A 19,193-nucleotide genomic window follows, 5' to 3' on the forward strand; every position below is an offset into this window, starting at 1 on the left:
GCGCTCAGACCGCGGCGCCGTCCAGGGCAGCCTCGGGCAGGGCGGGCGTCTCGGTGAGCAGGCGCGTCACGTACCGGCTGGTGAGCGGGGTGAGGCGGGTGCGCTGGGTGTCCGACACCGGCTCCAGCACCCACCGGAACAGGCTGAGCTGGCGGCTGCGCACCCGCCGCTCCAGGTCAGCGCCGGCGGCGGAGACCTGCACCAGGTTGCTGCGCCGGTCGCGGGCGTTCACCGCGCGGGTGACCAGGCCCAGCTCGGTGAGCCGACGCGCGCGGCGGCTGGCCTGCGAGGGGTCGATGGCCATGCGCTCGGCCACGTCGATGAGGGAGAGCGGCCCGAACCGGGAGATCAGCCGCATGGTCAGGTAGTCGTGCTGGGTGATCGGGGCGTCCAGGGTGGCGAGCAGGTCGCTGTAGCCGCCGGACTGCGCCACCCAGGAGACCAGGCCGACGGTGGCGGCGAGCAGCTCCCGAGTGGCCGGTGGGTAGGCATCGGCGGAGATGAGCGAGCGCCAGTGCTCAGCGGCGTTGGAGCTGGCGACCTGGGGCAGCGACCGGGCCAGGCAGTGGTGCACCAGGCTGAACCACGCCGCCAGGTCGGTGCGGTCCGCCTCGGGCCAGTCCGCCACCGGGCGGGCGTAGTCGGCCGCCCAGGTCAGCAGCCAGCGGTCGAGGACGGCGGAGGTCTCCGCGGACAGCGCCACCAGCGTGCGTCGGCGGTCGGCCGGGTCGGCGGTGCGCACCACGTGGCCGAGGGCCTCCAGCCGGCTGGCCTGCCGGCTGGCCTGGGAGATGTCGATGCCGATCGCGGTGGCGATGCTGCTGGTGGCCACCTGTCCGCGGCCGCGCAGGTGCTCCAGGAAGCGGATGTCGGCGCTGGGCAGCACCAGGTTGGTGGCGCTGCTGAAGAGCCGGGCGTGGAAGCGGCTGCTGGAGGAGTAGGCGACCGCGTTCACCAGGCCGATGGTGATCCGCTCCAGCTCAGGTCCGTCGACGCGAGAGGGCTGGGCCACGCACGGCTCCTTCTCTGGTGGCGACGCTGCACGGGTGCAGCGCTCTGCTGTGCGCGAATTATGACAGCGCGCAGCCGCCAGGGAACGCACTGGCCACGGGGGTGGGAGTGGTCGGGCTACCGGGCGTGGGCCAGCCCGGTGTGCGGGCGGTGGCAGCTCCCGTGGTGCTCGTGCGGGTGCGCAGCGAGCGCCCGGTGCGCGTGCGCGTGCCCGTGGTGCGTGCCCGGTGCGGCGTCGAGCAGCAGGCCCAGCCCGATGCCCAGCATCCAGACGTCCTTGGCCACCGCGATCCCGTCCTGGCTGGGCCAGATGCTGTCCTCCTGGCGCAGCGCGGGGGTGCGCAGGTACATCGTCACCAGCCCGGCGGAGAACCCGGTGAGCGCCGCGCCGGCCACCGCGGCGGGCACGAACGGGGCGAGCAGCAGCCCACCCACCGCCACCTCGGTGCAGGCCAGCGCGCGGACGAACGCCGGTGCCTCCACCTTGGAGAGGAAGGGAAACGCCCCCACGGCCATCCCGTGGTAGCCCGCGGCCCCCTCGGGCGGGAGGTTCCACTTCTCCAGGCCCGAGTGGAGGATGAAACCGCCGGTGGCGAGTCGGGTGGGCAGGTTCCGCAGCTTCATGGCGCAGCTCCTCACGACGGTGGTTCTCCAGAGTAGACGCGCTCTCTCAGCAGGTCAGGGGGCTGCGGTTCAGACTGGGACCGGCGGGTGCCGCGCCCGCCCACGGCCAGGGAGGGCTGAATCGTGAACCTGCACGGCAACACCATCTTCATGACCGGCGGCACCTCGGGGATCGGCCTGGGGCTTGCCCTGCTGCTGCGCGACCGTGGCAACCGGGTGATCATCAGTGGCCGCCGCCAGCACCTGCTGGACCAGCTTGCTGCGCGGCACGACGGCATCGAGACCGTTGTGCTGGACGTGCAGGACCCGGAGTCCATCCGCAGCGTCGTCGACTCGGTGACCAGGGAGCACCCGGACCTCAACGTGGTGATCACCATGGCCGGCATCATGCAGCCGGAGAACCTGCTGGACCCCGGTCACCTGGCCATCGCCGAGGCCACCGTCGCCACCAACCTGCTGGGACCCATCCGCACCCTCACCCCGCTGATCCCGTTCCTGGCGCGTCAGGAGCAGGCCGCGATCATCACGGTCTCCTCCGGTCTCGCCTTCGTCCCGCTGCCGGCCACGCCCACCTACGACGCGACCAAGGCCGCGATGCACTCCTACACCGAGAGCCTGCGCGTGCAGCTGGCCGACACCTCGATCCAGGTGATCGAGCCGGTGCCCCCGGCGGTGCGCACCACCCTGAACGGCCAGCAGGACAGCGAGCGGGCGATGCCGCTGGAAGAGTTCCTCAGCGAGACCATGCGGCTGCTGCAGGAGCAGCCCGACGCCAAGGAGATCCTGGTGGACCGGGTGAAGCCGCTGCGCTTCGCCACCCGGGACGGCCGCTACGACCAGCTGCTCACCGCCATGTCCACCCGCACCAGCTGAGGCGACCGCGCTACGGGCGCCGCAGGGTCTTGCGGGCTGGCTGGGGGCCGGTCAGCTGCTCCCGCAGCGCCGCCAGTGCGGCCTTGCGCCCTGCCAGCTCCGTCGAGCCCGCCTCCTCCCACAGCTGGAGCCCCTCGCCCGAGTCGATGACGTCGAGGGCGCGGCGCTGCACCTCCTCGTCCAGGCGCCCGACCTGGTGCTGCGCGGCCGCCAGTGCCAGCCACAGCACGTGCGCCTGGTCCTGGTCGAGGTACTGGTACTCGGCGACGACCCGGCGGGTGGCCTCCTCGTCGGGAACCTCGTCCTCCAGGAGCTCGCGGTAGTCACCGCGCACGTCCGCTGCGGTGTCGTCCGAGAAGATTTCCGTTCCCCATGCGCCCATGGCGGGCCATGATGCCCGATCGCCTTGCGCCACAAGCGCTGGGGCCGAGCCTCAGCTGAGGTGGTGCACCGGCTGCAGGCCGAACACCGGGGTGGGGATTCCCTCCAGCCGGGCCTTGAGCTGCAGCGCGAGGTAGAGCGAGTAGTGCCGCGACTGGTGCAGGTTGCCGCCGTGGAACCACAGCGCCTCCTGCTGGGTGGGCTTCCACATGTTGCGCTGCTCGCCCTCCCACGGCCCGGGGTCCTTGGTGGTGTCCGAGCCCAGCCCCCACACCTTGCCCACCCGGTCGGCCACCTCCTGGCTGATCAGGTCGGCCGCCCAGCCGTTCATCGAGCCGTAGCCGGTGGCGTAGACGACCACGTCGGCGGGCAGCTCGGCGCCGTCGGCCAGCACCACGGCGTCGGTGGTGAGGTGGTCCACCTGTCCCTTGGCCAGCCGCACGTCACCGTTGGCCACCAGGTCGGCCGCGCCCACGTCGATGTAGTAGCCCGAGCCGCGGCGCAGGTACTTCATGAACAGCCCCGAGCCGTCCTCGCCCCAGTCGTGGTCGAAGCCGGCGGCCTCCAGGCGGGCGTAGAAGTCCTGGTCGCGCTCGGCCATCTGCTGGTACAGCGGGATCTGGAACTGGTGCATGATCCGGTAGGGCAGCGAGGCGAAGATCAGGTCGGCCTTCTCCGTGGTGATCCCGTTGGCCAGCGCCTGCTCGGAGTACAGCGCGCCCAGCCCGATCTCCATCAGGCTGGCGCTCTTGACGATGTGGGTGGACGAGCGCTGCACCATGGTGACGTCGACGCCGTTCTCCCACAGCGCCCCGCAGATGTCGAAGGCGGAGTTGTTGCTGCCGACCACCACCACCCGCTTGCCCACGAACGGGTCCGGTCCGGGGTGCGCCGAGGAGTGGTGCTGGGCGCCCCGGAAGACGTCCTGGCCCGGCAGCGTCGGGACGTTGGGCTTGCCGGACATGCCGGTGGCCAGCACCAGGTGCTTCGGGCGCAGGGTGAGCGGGGCACCGTCGCGCTCCACCTCCACCGTCCACTCCCCGGCCTCGGGGGAGTAGGACGCGCTCAGCGCCCGGGTGCTGGTCCAGTAGGGCACTTCCATCACCCGCGTGTAGGACTCCAGCCAGTCGCCGATCTTGTCCTTGGGCGCGAACACCGGCCAGCTGTCCGGGAACTTCAGGTAGGGCAGGTGGTCGTACCAGACCGGGTCGTGCAGGCACAGCGACTTGTAGCGCCCGCGCCACTGGTCGCCCGGCCGGGGATGCTTGTCGATCACCAGCGCGGGCACGTCCAGGTGGCGCAGCCGCGCGCCCAGGGCGATGCCGCCCTGCCCACCACCGATCACCAGCACGTAGGGCTGGGTGACGGTGCCCAGCTCGGCGTCCTCCTTCTGCCGCCGCTCCAGCCAGGTCAGGCGCTCCTTGTTGGCCCCGTGCTCGGCGCCCATCGGCCGCTGGGTGCCGCGCGGCTCCTCGAAGCCGGTCAGCTCGTAGAGGGTGGTGAGCAGGGTGAACGCCTTGGGCCCGTCCTCCTCCACCAGGCGCAGCAGCCCGCGGCCGTGGCCCACCGCGGTGGCGAAGGTGATCCAGGCGGTGGTGACGCCGTCGGCGTCCTCGGGCGGCTCCTCGGTGGTGAAGCCGTGCGGGTCGGTGCCCGCCAGCGTGGCGCGCAGCAGGTCGGCCACCCCGTCCGGGTTCTCCACCGTGGTGAGGTTCCAGGAGAAGGCGACGAGGTCGCGCCAGAAGCTGGTGGCGGCGAACATCCCGGCCGCCCGGTTCACGTCCCGGTCGTGCAGGGCCTGGTCGAAGTCGGCGAGCCAGGCGTCCACCCGCTGCTGCGGGTCGGTGGTGGCGGTGCCGAGCGGGGCGGTGTCGGTGCTCACTGCGTTGTCGGTGCTCATGGGGACCTCCCAGAGGGTTCAGCCCCGCGAGCATAGGACCGCTGCTGTGACTCACGCCACAGGGGCGGGGCTAGCCGTCCAGGTGCGCCGCGGCGAGCTGGGTGGCCACCTCGGCCGGGGTCCAGGGCGGGCTGTCGGTGTGGTCGCGCCAGCCGAGCAGGGTCTCCGCCGGCGGGGCGAAGCGGCCCAGGTAGCAGCCAGCCGCGGAGAGCACCTCGCCGCTCACGCCGGCGGAGAGGTCGCTGGCCAGGTAGGTGTACAGCGGCGCCACGTACTCCGGTGGCGCCGGGGCTAGCGACGCCGCCAGGGTCACCTCGTCCAGCAGCCCCCGCTGGTGCAGCCGCTGCACGTGCTGGGTGTAGTCGTCGCCGGTGGACAACCGGGTGCGGGCGCCGGGGCACACGGCGTTCACCCGGATGCCGTGCTCGCGCAGCTCCCGGGCCAGGGCCAGCGTCAGGCTGTTCACCCCGCCCTTGCCCGCGGCGTAGCCGGTGCCGCCGTACATCCCGGTGAAGGCGTGCGAGCTGGTGTTCACGATGACGCCACCGCCCCGCTCCCGCAGCACCGGCGCCGCCGCGCGACAGGTGGCGAAGGTGGAGGTGAGGTGGCTGTCCAGCAGCTCCTGCCAGTCGGCGGGGGAGATGTCCAGGATGGACGAGCCCGCCGGCTCCGCAGCTCCGGCACAGTTGACCAGCACGTCCAGCCCGCCGTGCACCGCCACTGCGGTGTCCACCAGCTGGGCGGCCACGGCGTGGTCGGCAGCCGACCCGGGCACCGCCACGGCACCGCCACCCACCTGGGCGGCAGCTCGCTCGGCGGTCGCCGCGTCGCGGCCGTTCAGCACCACTCGCGCCCCCTCGGCCCTCAGGGCGTGCGCCACCGCCAACCCGATGCCACGGCTGGAGCCGGTGACGACGGCGACCTTCCCGGCGAGCAGCTGTGCGTGGTCGGTGCTCATCGGCGTCCTCCTGGCGCGGGCGGGGCAACCCTGGTGAACCTGCCTTCGGCGCAGCGTGAGCGCAAGGTCCGCTCAGTGGAAGAAGACGCCGCACGTGGCATCGGCGCAGGTCAGCGCACCGAGCGGTGGTCCCGGCCCGGTGGCCGCGCCACGCGCGCCGGGGTGCGGGCGCTGGCGGCGTGTACTTTCCGCGGGTGACGGGGAGCGCCCCCGCGGACCGCTGGAGGAGCGCATGGCCATCAGGCCGGGCAAGGACAACGCTGTGGTGCTCGACGTGGAGGGGGTGGTTGAGCACGGGGACAAGCGTGGCCGGCTGCTGGGCTTTCCCACCGCCAACGTCGCCGTGCCCGACCACGCGCTGAGCGACGGCGTGTGGGCCGGCACCGTGCAGATCGACCCGGCCAACGACGGCCCGGTGCACGTGGCCGCGGTGTCGGTGGGCCACCGCCCGACGTACTACGGCAAGGACGGCGAGCGCCTGCTGGAGGCCTTCCTGCTGGACTTCACCGGCGACCTGTACGGGGCCACCGTGCTGGTGCGCCTGCACGCCCACCTGCGGCCGCAGGTGCGCTTCGTCGGCTCCACCGAGCTCATCGAGCAGCTGCGCCTGGACGTGCTGGACGCCCGCGCCTGGGCCGCCGAGCAGGGCATCACCATCACCGAGGAGCGCTCCGCCCAGGCGGGCTGAGCCCACCCTCGCGCCACTGGTGCGACCTACGATCGAGAGGGTGCCCCGCCGCTGACGGGGTGCCCCGGATCGGAGGACGCCGTGCCGCGACCACGAGACATCCTGCGGCGCTTCCAGGCGGCCGCCGCCCCCGGTGCCGCCACCGCCAGCGGAGTCCCCGCCGACCGGGCCGCCGAGATCGCCGCCGAGCTGGCGCCGGTGCTGGCCCGCCTGCAGCCGGAGCAGGAGCAGGCCGAGGCGCTGCGCCGCCAGGCTCACGAGCAGGCCGAGCAGCTGCGCACCGAGTCCGCCGAGCGCGCCCGGGCCACCGCGGCCGCCGCCCAGCGCGACGCCGCTGCCGCCCGGGCCGCGGCCGTGCAGCAGGGCACCCGTCAGGCTGAGCAGGAGGCCGCCACCGAGCTGGCCGCCGCGCAGCAGCAGGCCGCCCAGATCCGCGCCACCGCCGCGCAGCGCATGCCCGAGCACGTGCACCGGGTGCTGGCGGGCACCCGCGCCGCGCTGCGGGAGCAGACCACCGGATGAGCACCGCCTGGGTGGCCGGGGTGGTGCGGGGCCGGGCGCTGGCCCAGCGACGGCTCGGCGCCGGCGGGGCGCGGCACCTGGCCGAGCAGCCCAGCCTGGACGCCGCGCTGGGGGTGCTGCACGAGGCCTCCTACGGCCACGACGTGTCGGTGGGCCAGGACCTGCGCACCGCCCAGCGCGGGGTGGCTGCCGCGGTGCTGTGGAACCTGCGGGTGCTCGCCGGCTGGCTGCCCCGCGACGGCGCTGAGGTGGTGCGCGCCCTCGCCGGTGGCTTCGAGGTGGCCAACGTCGAGGTACACCTGGCCCGGCTGCAGGGCTCGGCGACGACAGCGGAGCCCTTCGCGCTGGGCACCCTGGACGTCGCCGGGCAGCGGCTGGCCGCCACCACCAGCGTGCCCGCCGCGCAGGCAGTGCTGGAGGCGTCACCGTGGCGGGTGCGGGCCGGCGCCGCGGTGGACGAGCTGCAGCTGGCGCTGCGCCTGGCCTGGGCCGATGCGGTGGCCGCGCGGGTGCCCGAGGCGGCCACCTGGGCGCGGGCGGCGGCGGTGCTGCAGGTGCTGCGCCGCGTGGCCGTCGCGGGCGAGCCGGTGCCGCCCAGCGTGCTGACGCAGGCGTCCGCGGTGGTGAGCCCCGCGTTCGCCGCGACCGTCACCACGGCGCCGGAAGACCTGGACGCCGTGCGGGCGAGCCTGCCCAGTGCTATCGCCTGGGTGCTCGAGGGGGTGGCGGAGCCGGCTGAGCTGTGGCGGGCCGAGGCGCGCTGGTGGCTGCGGGTGGAGGACGAGGCTTTCGCGCTGCTGCGCGGCTCCGGCTACGGCCGCCGGCCGGTGGTGGGGGTGATCGGGGTGCTGGCCGTGGACGCCTGGCGGGTGCGCGCGGCCCTGGAGTGCGCCGCCCGAGGGGGCAGCGGCACAGTGCTGGAGGCCTTCGATGCCGTCGCGTGAGCGGGCCCGGCCCCAGCGGGCGAGCGGGCAGATGCCGGTGCGGATGGAGCGGGTGGCCCTGCTCGCTCCGCACGAGCAGCTGCCGGAGGTGCTGCTACACGTGCGGGCCGCAGGCACGGTGGAGCTGGAGCTGCCCGGGGAGGGGCGAGACGCGGGCGCGCAGGCCCAGCCCCACCTGGACACCGTGGCCGCCGGCGCGGTGCGGCGCGGGGAGGTGGACGGGTTGCTGGGCTGGATGCCGGCGGCCGCGGTGCCCGCCCTGGCCGACGACCTCGCCGACCTCGGCGGCGCCGTGGTGCCGCTGCGCCGGCCCCGCGGCGTGGACCCGCCCACCATGCTGCAGCCCGGCAGCACGGTGCGACAGTCGATGAGCCCGCTGGTGCAGGTGTACGGCACGGTGCCCTACGCCGACCTCGACCCCAGCCTGCTCGCCGGCGGTGCCTACGTCTTCATGTTCGGGATGATGTTCGGCGACGTCGGCCACGGCGCGCTGCTGGTGCTCCTCGGCTTGCTGATGGCCGCCGGCAAGCCCCGTCAGCTCGCCCGCTTCCGGGTGGTGTGGCCGCTGGTGGTGGGCTGCGGCCTCGCGGCGGCGGTGTTCGGGCTGCTCTACGGGGAGTGCTTCGGCCCCACCGGCGTGGTGCCCACGCTGTGGCTGCAGCCGCTGGAGGAGCCGATCACCCTGCTGGTGGTTGCCCTGGGCATCGGCGCGGTGCTGCTGGCTGGCGCCCAGGTGCTGGGCATCGTCAACCGCTGGCGGGAGGGCGGCTGGCCGCTGGCGCTGTCCTCGGCCACCGGCATCGCCGGAGCCGCCCTGCTGGCCGGGCTCGGGCTGGTCGTGCTGGCGCTGTGGGCGGGCCTGACCTGGTTGGTGGTGGTGGGCGCGGGGGTGATCGTGGCCGGGGTGGCGCTGGCGTTCCTGGGCTTCGTGGCCACCGCGGGCGGCGGCGCCGCGGGCCTCACCCAGGCCGCGGTGGAGGTGTTCGACGCGGTGATGCGAGTGGGCACCAACCTCATCTCGTTCGCCCGGCTGGCCGCGTTCGGGCTCACCCACGCCGCGCTGGGCGAGGTGGTGTGGGACGGCACCACCAGCCTGTGGGACCTGGGTGGGGTGGCGGTGCTCGCCGCCGTGGTCGTCTTCGCGCTGGGCAATGCGGTGGCCTTCGCCCTGGAGGCGCTGGTGGCCGGGGTGCAGGCGCTGCGGCTGGAGTACTACGAGCTGTTCTCCCGGGTGTTCACCACCGAGGGGCGACCGTTTCGTCCCTGGTGCCCGGAGCCGGGCTCCGACGGTATGGCCCGACCTACCATCGACAGGGACGCCGCCCCGCCCGCGAGCGTCTGATCGGAGGACGCCGTGCTGCGACCACCAGACCCTCGCGCATGATCGCCTGGCTGCTGGCCCTGCCCGTCCTGCTCGGCGGGTTCGCCGCCACCCGGCTGCTGCTGCGCCGGCGCGGACGAGCGGCGGTGCGGGTGCTGGTGGCGGCCAACGCGGCGCTGTTCGTGCTGGGGCTGGTGGCGCTGACCGTGCTGGCCGCGATCGGACCCGGCGCCGCCGAGGCCTCCACCGTCACCGCCCAGGCCGCCGCCGACGGCGACACCTGGGCGGCCCTGCTGGGTGCCGCCATCGCGGTGGCCGGGTCGTCGCTGGGCGCCGCGGTGGCGGTGGCCTACACCGGAGCGGCCGCGCTGGCCGCGATGAGCGAGCGTCCTGAGCTGTTCGGCCGCTCCATGGTGATCGTCGGGCTGGCCGAGGGCATCGCCATCTACGGGCTGATCATCGCCATCATCCTCATCGGGCAGGCGTGAGCGGTGGGCCGCGTCGCCGTGATCGGCCAGCGCACGGCGTGCGTGGGCTACGCGCTGGCCGGCGCCACCGTGCTGGCCGCCGAGAACGACGCGGCCGTGCGGCACGCCTGGCGGCAGCTGCCCGCCGACGTGGAGCTGGTGCTGCTCACCGCGGCCGCCGCGGCCGCCCTGGCCGAGCTCCGGCCGGTGGGCCGGGCACCGCTGACGGCGGTGCTGCCCGGATGAGCACCCCGGTGCGCGACCCGCTGGAGCCGGTGCGCCGCGCGGTGCTCGACCACGCCCGTGCCGAGGCCGAGTCGCAGCTGGCCGCAGCCCGCGAGCACGCCGCGCAGGTGGACGCCCAGGCCCGCCGCGACGCCGAGGCGGTGGTGGCCGCCGCCCGCCGCGAGGGCGAGGCCGAGGCGGCGGCACTGCAGGCCACGGCCCGCTCCCGCGCCCGGCGCGAGGCCCGCGAGGTGGTGCTCGCCGCCCGCCAGCAGGCCTACGACGACCTGCGCGCGCAGGTCCGCGCCGCGTTGCCGGCCCTGCGCGAGGATCCCGCCTACCCGGCCTGGCGGCAGCGGCTGGTCGCCCACGCCCGGCAGGTGCTCGGCGAGCACCCCCGCATCAGCGAGCCGCCGGAGGGCGGGGTGCGGGCGGAGGCGGACGGTCGGCTGCTGGCGCTCACCCTGGACGACGTCGCCGCGCAGGTGCTCGAGGGCCTGGGCAGCGAGGTCGAGGGGCTGTGGGCCACGGACTCCGCTGGGGGTGGTGAGTCACCGTGAGCGGAAGAGTTTTTCGGGTCGCCGGCTCGCTCGTCGGGGTGCAGGACGAGCCCGGCTCGGCGGTGGCGATGAACGAGGTGCTGCTGCTGGGGGAGCACCGGCTGCCCGGTGAGGTGGTGGCCATCGCCGACGACGAGCTCACCGTGCAGGCCTACGAGGAGACCGGCGGCCTGGGCCCGGGCGCCCCCGTGCAGCCGCAGGGCGCACCGCTGTCGGCGCGGCTCGGACCGGGGCTGCTGGGCGCGGTGCTGGACGGGCTGCTGCGCCCGCTGGCCGACGCCGGCACCTGGCTCACCCCGGGGCAGGCCAGCGCCCCGCCGCCGGCGCGCACCTGGGCGTTCACCCCCACCGTCGCGGTGGGCGACGTGGTGGGCTCCGGCGACGAGCTGGGCACCGTGGCCACCGCCGGACCGCTGCGGGTGAGCGTGCTCGCGCCTCCGGGAGTGGCGGGCACGGTGGAGCAGGTCGCCGCGCCGGGTGCGCACCCCGACGACGCGGTGCTGGCCACGGTGGCTGGGGTGGGGGTGCCGATGAGCCCGCAGTGGCCGGTGCGCCAGGCCCGCCCCTGCGCCGAGCGGATCTACCACCCGGAGGGCCTGCACACCGGGCAGCGCGTGCTGGACCTGCTCTTCCCGGTCGCCCGGGGCAGCAGCGCGGCGGTGCCCGGCGGCTTCGGCACCGGCAAGACCATGCTGCTGCAGCAGGTGGCCAAGTGGTGCGACGCCGACGTCATCGTCTACGTCGGCTGCGGCGAGCGCGGCAACGAGATGGCCGACGTGGTGGCCGAGCTGTCGGCGCTGGAGGACCCGCGCACCGGCGACCGGCTGATCCTGCGCACCGTGGTCATCGCCAACACCTCCAACATGCCGATGATGGCCCGCGAGGCCAGCGTCTACAGCGGCGTCACCGTGGCGGAGTACTTCCGGGACATGGGCTACCACGTGGTGCTCATCGCTGACTCCACCTCCCGATGGGCCGAGGCGCTGCGCGAGCTCGCCTCCCGCACCGGCGAGCTGCCCGCCGAGGAGGGCTACCCCGCGCACCTCGCCTCGGCGCTGGCCGCCTTCTACGAGCGGGCCGGACACGTGCGCACCCTGGGCGAGCGGGACGGGTCGGTCACCATCCTGGGCGCGGTCTCACCCGCCGGTGGGGACATGACCGAGCCGGTCACCGCGCACACCGAGCGGTTCGTGCGCGAGGTGTGGACGCTCGACCGCGACCTGGCCTACGCCCGGCACTACCCGGCGGTGGCCTGGGCGGGGTCGTTCTCCCGCGACGCCGCGGCGCTGGGCGGGTGGCACGCCGCCGGCGGTGACCCGGGCTGGGCGCAGCGCCGGGAGCGGGCACTGGGCTACCTCGCCGATGCCGACCGCCTCACCGCCCTGGCCGAGCTGGTGGGCGCGGCCTCGCTGCCCGGGGCGGAGCGGATGGTGATGCTTGCCGGCTCGCTGCTGCGCCAGGGGGTGCTGCAGCAGAGCGCGCTCAGCCGGAACGACGCGTTCTGCTCCGCGGCCAAGGGGGCGGCACTGCTCGCGGCGGTGCTGACGGTGGTGGACCGCTGCCAGGCGCTGGTGGCCGCCGGGGTGCCGCCGGGGCGGGTGGAGGAGCTGGACTACGGGCCGCTGCTGCGGGCGGCACAGGAGACCGGCCCCACCGACGCCGCCGGGGTGCAGGGCCACCTGGACGAGGTGCTGGCCCGGCTGGACGGGCTGCAGCAGGACGGGCTGGGCCAGGACGGCGACGCATGAGCGCCGCCGAGCACGCCGCCACCGACCTGGGGACGGTGCAGTACACCGACGTCGCCGAGGTGCGTGGCCCGCTGCTGGTGGTGCGCGGCGTGCGCGGCGTCGGCTGGGACGAGGCGGCGCGGATCGAGCTGGGCAGCGGCGAGACCCGCAACGGCCTGGTGCTGGAGGTGGACCGCGACCGGGTGGTGGTGCAGGTGCTCGAGGGCACCCGCGGCATCCTGCCCGGGCGCACCCGGGTGGCCTTCACCGGTGCGGCCTTCCGCATCCCGGTGGGCACCGACTGGCTGGGGCGGGTGTGCAACGGGCGCGGTCGCCCCATCGACGGCGGGCCGCCCATCTTCGGCACCACCACCGCGCCCATCTCGGGGGCGCCGCTCAACCCGACGTGGCGCGACCCGCCGGCCGACGCCGTGCTCACCGGGGTCTCCGCCATCGACGCGCTGGACACCGTGGTGCGCGGGCAGAAGCTGCCGGTGTTCTCCGTGGCCGGCCTGCCGCACCTGGAGCTGGCCACCCAGATCGCCGCCCAGGCCACCGTGGGCGACGAGCCGTTCTCGGTGGTGTTCGCCGGGATGGGGCTGACCAACACCGACGCCGCCGCGGTGCGCGACGCGCTGGAGGCCCGCTCGGCGGAGAGCGAGCTGGTGCTGCTGCTCAACACCGCCGACGACCCGGTGATCGAGCGCATCCAGACCCCGCGCATCGCGCTCACCGTGGCCGAGCACCTGGCCTTCGACACCGGCCGGCACGTGCTGGTGGTGATGAGCGACATGACCGCCTACGCCGAGGCGCTGCGCGAGGTGTCGGCCGCCCGCGGGGAGATCCCTGGGCGCCGCGCCTACCCCGGCTACCTCTACAGCGACCTCGCCTCGCTGTACGAGCGCTGCGGCCGGATCCGGGGCACGGCCGGCTCGGTGACGGTGCTGCCGGTGCTGACCATGCCCGCCGGGGACATCACCCACCCCGTCGCCGACCTCACCGGCTACATCACCGAGGGCCAGGTGGTGCTCTCCCGGGAGGTGCAGGCGGCCGGGGTGTACCCGCCGGTGGACCCGCTGAGCTCGCTGTCCCGGCTGATGCGCAAGGGCGCCGGCCCCGGGCGCACCCGCGCCGACCACCTGGACGTGGCGGCGCAGGTGATGTCGGCCCTGGCCCGCGCCCGCCAGGTGCGCGAGCTGGCCGAGCTGGTGGGCGAGGACGCGCTCAGCGACACCGACCACGCCTACCTGCGCTACCAGACGCGGGTGGAGCAGCACCTGCTGAACCAGCGCCGGGACGAGGCCCGCAGCCTGGACGACACCCTGGACCGGGCCTGGGACGCACTGGGCGTGCTGCCCCGGCGGGAGCTGACCATGCTGCCGGTGGCCCTGCTGGACGAGCACTACCGACCCGCCGGCGAGCAGGGCTGAGGGGTGCCGCGGCCGGTGCGGGTGCCGCCGGGGCGGGCCGGTCGCCTGGCCCTGCAGCGGCGGCTGGGCGCGGCGCGGCAGGGTGCGCAGCTGCTGGACCAGCAGCTGCGGGTGCTGCTCACCGAGCGCGAGCGCATCGCCGCCCAGCGCGACTCCTCCGCGGCCGGCTGGGCGGAGCTGCACCGCGACGCCGAGCGGTGGCTGCTGCACGGGGTGCTGCTCAGCGGGGAGCAGGCGGTGGACGCCGCCGCGGCACCGGTGACCGCGCAGGTGACGGTGCGCTGGCGCCAGCTGATGGGGGTGCGCTACCCCGACGACGCGCAGCTGCGGGTGGATGGTCCGCCCGCCGACGCGCCGCTGCCGGCCAACAGCGCGCTGGTGCTGGCCCGCCGCCGCTACCAGGACGCGCTGCGCGCGGCAGTGCGCCAGGCGGCGCTGGAGACGGCGCTGGCGGTGCTGGACGGGCGGGTGGTGGCCACCCGGCGGCGGCTGCGGGCGCTGGAGCAGGGCTGGGTGCCGCGGCTGGAGGAGGCGCTGCACGAGCTGGAGCTGGTGCTGGCCGAGCAGGAGCAGGCCGACAACGTCCGGCTGCGCTGGGCTGCAGCGCGGCGCTGATTCTAGTGTGGTCAGCACCGCAGAGCGCCACTGCTCGCCGGCCAGGAAGAGGGGCACCCCATGGGCTACGTCACCGTCGGCACCGAGAACTCCACCCCCGTCGAGCTGTACTACGAGGACCACGGCAGCGGCCAGCCCGTGGTGCTCATCCACGGCTACCCGCTGGACGGGTCGTCGTGGGAGAAGCAGGTGGAGGCCCTGCTGGCGGCCGGCTACCGCACCATCACCTACGACCGGCGTGGCTTCGGGCGCTCCAGCAAGCCCGCCACCGGCTTTGACTACGACACCTTCGCCGCCGACCTCAAGGCCGTGCTGGACGAGCTGGACCTGACCGACGTGGTGCTGGTCGGCTTCTCCATGGGCAGCGGCGAGGTGATGCGCTACCTGGGCACCCACGGGTCGGGCCGGGTGGCCAAGGCCGCGGTGCTCGGGGGGTTCGGCCCGTTCCTGCTGCAGACGCCAGACAACCCCGACGGCGTGCCGCAGTCGGTGTTCGACCCGCTGCTGGCGGGGGTGAAGGCCGACCGCTACGCCTTCTTCACCCAGTTCTTCCAGGGCTTCTTCAACACCGACGAGAACCTCGGCGCCCGGCTGAGCCAGGAGGCGCTGGACGCCAACACCCAGCTGGCCTACAACGCCTCCGGGCACGCCTCCATCTGGGCGCAGCCGACCTGGCTCACCGACTTCCGCGCCGACATCCCCCAGATCGACGTGCCGGTGCTGATCGTGCACGGCACCAAGGACAACATCCTGCCGATCGACAACACCGCCCGGCGGCTGCGCACCGAGCTGCCCGAGGCCACCTACGTGGAGATCGACGGCGCGCCGCACGGCATGGGCTGGACCTACGCCGAGGAGGTCAACGCCGCGCTGCTGAGCTTTCTCGCTGGTTAGCGGGATTTCGCCGCCGAATCAACCCCTGGGCAGGGCCTCCGTGGGCCGCTACATTGCAGCGGACAGTGAGACGTGTATCACAGGGGGAGTCTTCGGTGACCGAGACCGTTCAGCAGATGTTGCGCCAACGCACCGAGGACGACACCCCGGGGGTGAAGTTCGGCGACCAGCAGTGGAGCTGGCGCGAGCACCTCGCCGAGGCCGCCGCCGAGGCCGCCGTGCTCATCGCCGGCGCGCAGCCCGACCGTCCGCTGCACGTGGGCACGCTCCTGGGCAACACCCCGGACATGCTGCGCGCCATGGCCGCCGCGGGCCTCGGTGGCTACGTGCTGTGCGGCATCAACAACACCCGCCGCGGTGCCGGGCTGGCGGCCGACGTGCTGCGCGCGGACTGCCAGGTGCTGCTCACCGACGCCGAGCACCGGCCGCTGCTGGCCGGGCTGGAGCTGCCCGGGGTGCAGGTGATCTACACCTCCGACCTGGAGTGGGCGCAGCGCCGCGCGGGTGCCGGAGCGCTGGTCCCGCACCGCGAGGCCGAGGCCATGGACACCTTCATGATGATCTTCACCTCCGGCACCAGCGGCGACCCCAAGGCCGTGCAGGTGCCGCACGTGATGGCCGTGTTCGCCGCGCAGACGCTGGCGGAGAAGTACGGGCTCGGCCCGGCCGACACCTGCTACCTGTCCATGCCGCTGTTCCACTCCAACGCCGTGCTCGGCGGCTGGAGCGTGGCGGTGGCCAGCGGTGCGGCGATGGCCCCGGCGAAGTTCTCCGCCTCGCACTTCCTGGCCGACCTGCGCCACTACGACGCCACCTACCTCAACTACGTGGGCAAGCCGCTGGCCTACGTGCTGGCCACCCCCGAGCAGCCCGACGACGCCGACAACCCACTGCGGGTGGCGTTCGGCAACGAGGCCAGCGACCGCGACATCGAGGACTTCAGCCGCCGCTTCGACTGCACCGTGTGGGACGGCTTCGGCTCCACCGAGAGCGCGGTGATCGTCACCCGCGAGCCGGGCACCCCCACCGGGTCGATCGGCAAGGGCTTCGAGGGGGTGGCGATCTACCACTCCGACACCGTCACCGAGTGCGCCACGGCCCGCTTCGACGACACCGGCGCGCTGGCCAACCCGGAGGAGGCGATCGGCGAGCTGGTCAACACCGCCGGCGCCGGCTTCTTCTCCGGCTACTACGGCGACGAGCAGGCCAGCGCCGAGCGGATGCGTCACGGCATGTACTGGTCCGGCGACCTCGCCTACCGCGACGCCGACGGCTGGATCTACCTGGCCGGACGCACCTCGGACTGGATGCGGGTGGACGGGGAGAACCTCGCCGCCGCACCCATCGAGCGGATCCTGCAGCGGCTGCCCGCCGCCAACCGGGTGGCGGTGTACGCGGTGCCCGACGAGCACATCGGTGACCAGGTGATGGCCGCGGTGGTGCTCGGCGACGAGGACACGCTCACCCCAGGCGGGCTGCAGGAGTTCCTCTCCGCCCAGGGCGACCTGTCCACCAAGGCGTGGCCCCGCTACGTCCGCATCGCACCAGACCTGCCCAGCACCGCCACCAACAAGATCCTCAAGCGCGAGCTGGTCAAGCAGGGCCCCACCGCCGGGGACGGCCAGCTGTGGGTGCGCGAGGCCGGTGGTCACCGCTACGTCCAGGCCACCTAGGTCCACGCCACCTAGGTCCACAGTGGCTCGAATGGCTGGGTGCGGCTGCGGTGTCTAGCGTCGTGGCTGCGTCAAGTCGAGGCGCACCACGGCACGCGTCGACAACCGCAAGAGAAGGGTGTTCATGATGTCCGCACCGCAGTCGCAAGCTCGATCGCTGGTTCAGTACGGTGCCCTCGTGGTGGGCGTGGTCTTCCTGCTCGTGGGGATCCTGGGCTTCATCCCCGGCGTCACCACCGACTACGACATGCTCGACTTCGCCGGGCACGAGTCCGGTGCCAAGCTGCTGGGGATCTTCGAGGTCTCGATCCTGCACAACATCGTGCACCTGCTGTTCGGCGTCGCCGGAGTGGCGCTGGCTCGCGCCGCCAACACCGCCAAGCTCTACCTGATCGTCGGCGGGGTCATCTACCTGGTGCTGTGGATCTACGGTCTCGTCATCGACAAGGACAGCGGCGCCAACTTCATCCCGGTGAACACCGCAGATGACTGGCTGCACTTCGGCCTCGGGGTCGGCATGATCGCCCTGGGCTTCCTGCTGCCCTACCTCGACGCCAAGCGGCGCGCCGACGTGCGGACGAGCCCCACCGCCTGAGCTCCCCACTGATCCGTCCACGGGCCTGCACCTCGGTGTGGGCCCGTGGCGTGTGTGCGCAACACGTAACCCAGACGTTTCGCTGCGTAACGGGTGAGCATTCCGACGGTGACCAACCGGCAATAGTCGGGGTCTGTACTTGCCTCCAGGCCAGAGCGGATCTGGCTTCCCGCGAACCCAGGAGGCACTCGTGTCGGACATCGACCAGACCATCGCCGAGAACATGCAGCGCTCGCTGGAGGAGATCCCGCACCCGGCACTGCCCAAGGGCACCAACATCTACGGCTCCACCAAGATCTTCCCCGACTACCAGGCCGAGAACGGCGAGAGCTACTTCACCCTGGTGCACGGCATCGCCCACGAGTCCTCGGTGAGCTTCGTCGCGGTGCTGCAGGCCACCCGGGCGCTGCGCAAGGGCTTCGAGTCGGCCATCTACTTCTACGGACCGGGCGCGATGAACGCCATCGCCACCCGCGGCTTCCCCACGGCCGGCGACAGCGGCTTCCCGGGCGAGCAGAACATCAACGACGCGCTCTGCAGCTTCATCAAGGAGGGCGGCACGGTGTTCGCCTGCCGCTTCGGCCTCGCCCTGCACGGCCTGCGCGAGGAGGACCTCATCGAGGGCGTCATTCCGGCGCACCCGCTGGACGTGCAGGACGCCCTCATCCACTACGCCCGCAAGGGCGCCATCATCAACTCGACCTACATGGTCTGAGGCGGTGGCACCCCGTGAGCCTCTCCACCCGAGCTGACCTCGCCGTCCGCGGGGTCCGGCTGCTGGACGCGCCGGTGCGCCGGCGCTCCGGAGCCGGGCCCAGCGACGACGGGCACGTCCTCATCGGCGGCGTGGGCGGCGCCATCCCGATCCGCTCCGACAGCCCCTACGAGGTGAGCGGCAACCGCCTGCTGCTCGACGGCACCGACATGGGCGTGGACATCACCCCCGTGCAGCGGCCGCGCTTCTACGACCTGGCCACCGCCGAGGGGGTCTCCTACGAGCAGATCGCCCGGCTGCACGGCACCAACGTGCTGGCCACCACGGTGGTGCAGACCTGCATCCGCTACGACCCGTCGCAGCGCTGCCGGTTCTGCTCCATCGAGGAGTCGCTCAACGCCGGCTCCACCATCGCGGTGAAGCGGCCGGAGCAGCTGGCCGAGGTGGCCGAGGCCGCGGTCCGCCTGGACGGGGTGCGCCAGATGATCATGACCACCGGCACCTCGGCGGCCACCGACCGCGGGGCGCGCCACCTGGCCCGCTGCGTGCGGGCGGTGAAGGCGGCGGTGCCAGACATGGCGATCCAGGTGCAGTGCGAGCCGCCGGGCGACCTGCAGACCATCACCGAGCTGCACGAGGCCGGCGCGGTGTCCATCGGCATCCACGTGGAGTCCCTGGACGACGAGGTGCGCCGCCGGTGGATGCCGGGCAAGTCCACCGTGCCGCTGGCGGAGTACCGCCGGGCGTGGGCGGAGGCGGTGCGGGTGTTCGGCCGCAACCAGGTCAGCACCTACCTGCTGATCGGGCTGGGCGAGGACCCCGACGAGCTAGTGGCCGGGGCGGCCGAGCTCATCGCGCTGGGCGTGTACCCGTTCGTGGTGCCGTTCCGTCCGCTGGCCGGCACCCTCGCCGTCGCGGACGGGGCCCAGGCGCCCTCGGCCGAGCTGGTGGAGGACGTCACCCGGCGGGTGGCCAAGGAGCTGCAGGCCGCCGGGATGCTCGGGGCCGACCAGAAGGCTGGCTGCGCGGCCTGCGGGGCGTGCAGCGTGCTGCAGAACGCCGGTGGCTGA

The 19,193-nt window shown here is 73.8% G+C and carries 21 protein-coding genes; 16 read left to right on the plus strand and 5 right to left on the minus strand.

Translation table 11 applies throughout. The annotated features are described in order from the left end of the window. Nucleotides 1-4: 4 nt before the first annotated feature. Together AC3YNX_RS15325 and AC3YNX_RS15330 are read right to left on the minus strand one after the other, a co-directional pair. Complete coding sequence (locus tag AC3YNX_RS15325) at nucleotides 5-1,012, minus strand: MarR family winged helix-turn-helix transcriptional regulator (protein ID WP_489996017.1); 1,008 nt, start codon at nucleotides 1,010-1,012, stop codon at nucleotides 5-7. A 116-nt stretch (nucleotides 1,013-1,128) separates the two neighbouring features. Further along, entirely contained in the window at nucleotides 1,129-1,635 is a 507-nt protein-coding gene (locus tag AC3YNX_RS15330) for a hypothetical protein (RefSeq protein ID WP_489996018.1), read from the minus strand. 123 nt (nucleotides 1,636-1,758) lie between these two features. On the opposite strand from AC3YNX_RS15330, the gene AC3YNX_RS15335 reads away from it, so the two are divergent. Then, entirely contained in the window at nucleotides 1,759-2,508 is a 750-nt protein-coding gene (locus AC3YNX_RS15335; protein WP_489996019.1) for an SDR family oxidoreductase, read from the plus strand. A 10-nt stretch (nucleotides 2,509-2,518) separates the two neighbouring features. Here AC3YNX_RS15335 and AC3YNX_RS15340 read toward each other — a convergent pair whose 3' ends face one another. The 3 genes from AC3YNX_RS15340 to AC3YNX_RS15350 all read right to left on the minus strand — a co-directional run bounded on the left by AC3YNX_RS15340 (nucleotide 2,519) and on the right by AC3YNX_RS15350 (nucleotide 5,747). Beyond that, nucleotides 2,519-2,890, minus strand: a complete 372-nt coding sequence (locus AC3YNX_RS15340) for a DUF4259 domain-containing protein (RefSeq protein WP_489996020.1) — start codon at nucleotides 2,888-2,890, stop codon at nucleotides 2,519-2,521. 51 nt (nucleotides 2,891-2,941) lie between these two features. Next, the gene (locus tag AC3YNX_RS15345; protein WP_489996021.1) at nucleotides 2,942-4,789 is read right to left on the minus strand and encodes a flavin-containing monooxygenase; all 1,848 of its coding nucleotides are present in this window, start codon (nucleotides 4,787-4,789) and stop codon (nucleotides 2,942-2,944) included. Nucleotides 4,790-4,859: 70 nt separating this feature from the next. Beyond that, nucleotides 4,860-5,747 (minus strand): SDR family NAD(P)-dependent oxidoreductase, encoded by an 888-nt coding sequence (locus tag AC3YNX_RS15350; protein ID WP_489996022.1) that lies wholly within the window; start codon nucleotides 5,745-5,747, stop codon nucleotides 4,860-4,862. Between the two features lie 232 nt (nucleotides 5,748-5,979). Here AC3YNX_RS15350 and AC3YNX_RS15355 point away from each other — a divergent pair, with 232 nt between their 5' ends. The 15 genes from AC3YNX_RS15355 (at nucleotide 5,980) to AC3YNX_RS15425 (ending at nucleotide 19,193) form a co-directional block, all read left to right on the plus strand. Then, nucleotides 5,980-6,435: a riboflavin kinase gene (locus AC3YNX_RS15355; protein WP_127783695.1), complete on the plus strand. Its 456-nt coding sequence runs from the start codon at nucleotides 5,980-5,982 to the stop codon at nucleotides 6,433-6,435. 81 nt (nucleotides 6,436-6,516) lie between these two features. Then, nucleotides 6,517-6,957, plus strand: coding sequence for a hypothetical protein (locus AC3YNX_RS15360; protein WP_489996023.1), 441 nt, complete (start codon nucleotides 6,517-6,519; stop codon nucleotides 6,955-6,957). After that, on the plus strand, nucleotides 6,954-7,901 hold the full coding sequence (locus tag AC3YNX_RS15365; RefSeq protein WP_489996024.1) for a hypothetical protein: 948 nt from the start codon (nucleotides 6,954-6,956) through the stop codon (nucleotides 7,899-7,901). Before AC3YNX_RS15360 ends, AC3YNX_RS15365 begins: the two co-directional genes overlap by 4 nt. Further along, the gene (locus tag AC3YNX_RS15370; protein ID WP_489996025.1) at nucleotides 7,888-9,243 is read left to right on the plus strand and encodes a V-type ATPase 116kDa subunit family protein; all 1,356 of its coding nucleotides are present in this window, start codon (nucleotides 7,888-7,890) and stop codon (nucleotides 9,241-9,243) included. Before AC3YNX_RS15365 ends, AC3YNX_RS15370 begins: the two co-directional genes overlap by 14 nt. Before the next feature lie 38 nt (nucleotides 9,244-9,281). After that, a complete protein-coding gene (locus AC3YNX_RS15375) occupies nucleotides 9,282-9,710 on the plus strand; it encodes an ATP synthase subunit C (RefSeq protein ID WP_489996026.1) in 429 nt (142 codons plus the stop codon). A 3-nt stretch (nucleotides 9,711-9,713) separates the two neighbouring features. Beyond that, nucleotides 9,714-9,935, plus strand: a complete 222-nt coding sequence (locus AC3YNX_RS15380; protein WP_489996027.1) for a hypothetical protein — start codon at nucleotides 9,714-9,716, stop codon at nucleotides 9,933-9,935. Continuing rightward, nucleotides 9,932-10,474 (plus strand): V-type ATP synthase subunit E family protein, encoded by a 543-nt coding sequence (locus tag AC3YNX_RS15385; RefSeq protein ID WP_489996028.1) that lies wholly within the window; start codon nucleotides 9,932-9,934, stop codon nucleotides 10,472-10,474. The genes AC3YNX_RS15380 and AC3YNX_RS15385 overlap by 4 nt, the downstream gene beginning before the upstream one ends. Continuing rightward, entirely contained in the window at nucleotides 10,471-12,222 is a 1,752-nt protein-coding gene (locus tag AC3YNX_RS15390) for a V-type ATP synthase subunit A (RefSeq protein ID WP_489996029.1), read from the plus strand. Before AC3YNX_RS15385 ends, AC3YNX_RS15390 begins: the two co-directional genes overlap by 4 nt. Further along, the gene (locus tag AC3YNX_RS15395; RefSeq protein WP_127783688.1) at nucleotides 12,219-13,631 is read left to right on the plus strand and encodes a V-type ATP synthase subunit B; all 1,413 of its coding nucleotides are present in this window, start codon (nucleotides 12,219-12,221) and stop codon (nucleotides 13,629-13,631) included. The genes AC3YNX_RS15390 and AC3YNX_RS15395 overlap by 4 nt, the downstream gene beginning before the upstream one ends. A gap of 15 nt (nucleotides 13,632-13,646) precedes the next feature. Further along, nucleotides 13,647-14,246 (plus strand): V-type ATP synthase subunit D, encoded by a 600-nt coding sequence (locus tag AC3YNX_RS15400; protein ID WP_489996030.1) that lies wholly within the window; start codon nucleotides 13,647-13,649, stop codon nucleotides 14,244-14,246. 60 nt (nucleotides 14,247-14,306) lie between these two features. Further along, on the plus strand, nucleotides 14,307-15,140 hold the full coding sequence (locus tag AC3YNX_RS15405) for an alpha/beta fold hydrolase (RefSeq protein WP_489996031.1): 834 nt from the start codon (nucleotides 14,307-14,309) through the stop codon (nucleotides 15,138-15,140). Nucleotides 15,141-15,235: 95 nt separating this feature from the next. Further along, nucleotides 15,236-16,813 (plus strand): fatty-acid--CoA ligase FadD1, encoded by a 1,578-nt coding sequence (fadD1, locus tag AC3YNX_RS15410; RefSeq protein ID WP_489996032.1) that lies wholly within the window; start codon nucleotides 15,236-15,238, stop codon nucleotides 16,811-16,813. 124 nt (nucleotides 16,814-16,937) lie between these two features. Continuing rightward, nucleotides 16,938-17,408, plus strand: coding sequence for a DUF4383 domain-containing protein (locus tag AC3YNX_RS15415; RefSeq protein ID WP_489996033.1), 471 nt, complete (start codon nucleotides 16,938-16,940; stop codon nucleotides 17,406-17,408). A 190-nt stretch (nucleotides 17,409-17,598) separates the two neighbouring features. After that, a complete protein-coding gene (locus tag AC3YNX_RS15420) occupies nucleotides 17,599-18,123 on the plus strand; it encodes an MSMEG_0572/Sll0783 family nitrogen starvation response protein (RefSeq protein WP_127783683.1) in 525 nt (174 codons plus the stop codon). A 14-nt stretch (nucleotides 18,124-18,137) separates the two neighbouring features. Then, a complete protein-coding gene (locus AC3YNX_RS15425; protein WP_489996034.1) occupies nucleotides 18,138-19,193 on the plus strand; it encodes an MSMEG_0568 family radical SAM protein in 1,056 nt (351 codons plus the stop codon).

This window comes from Rhodococcus sp. Z13_19A, assembly GCF_058133575.1.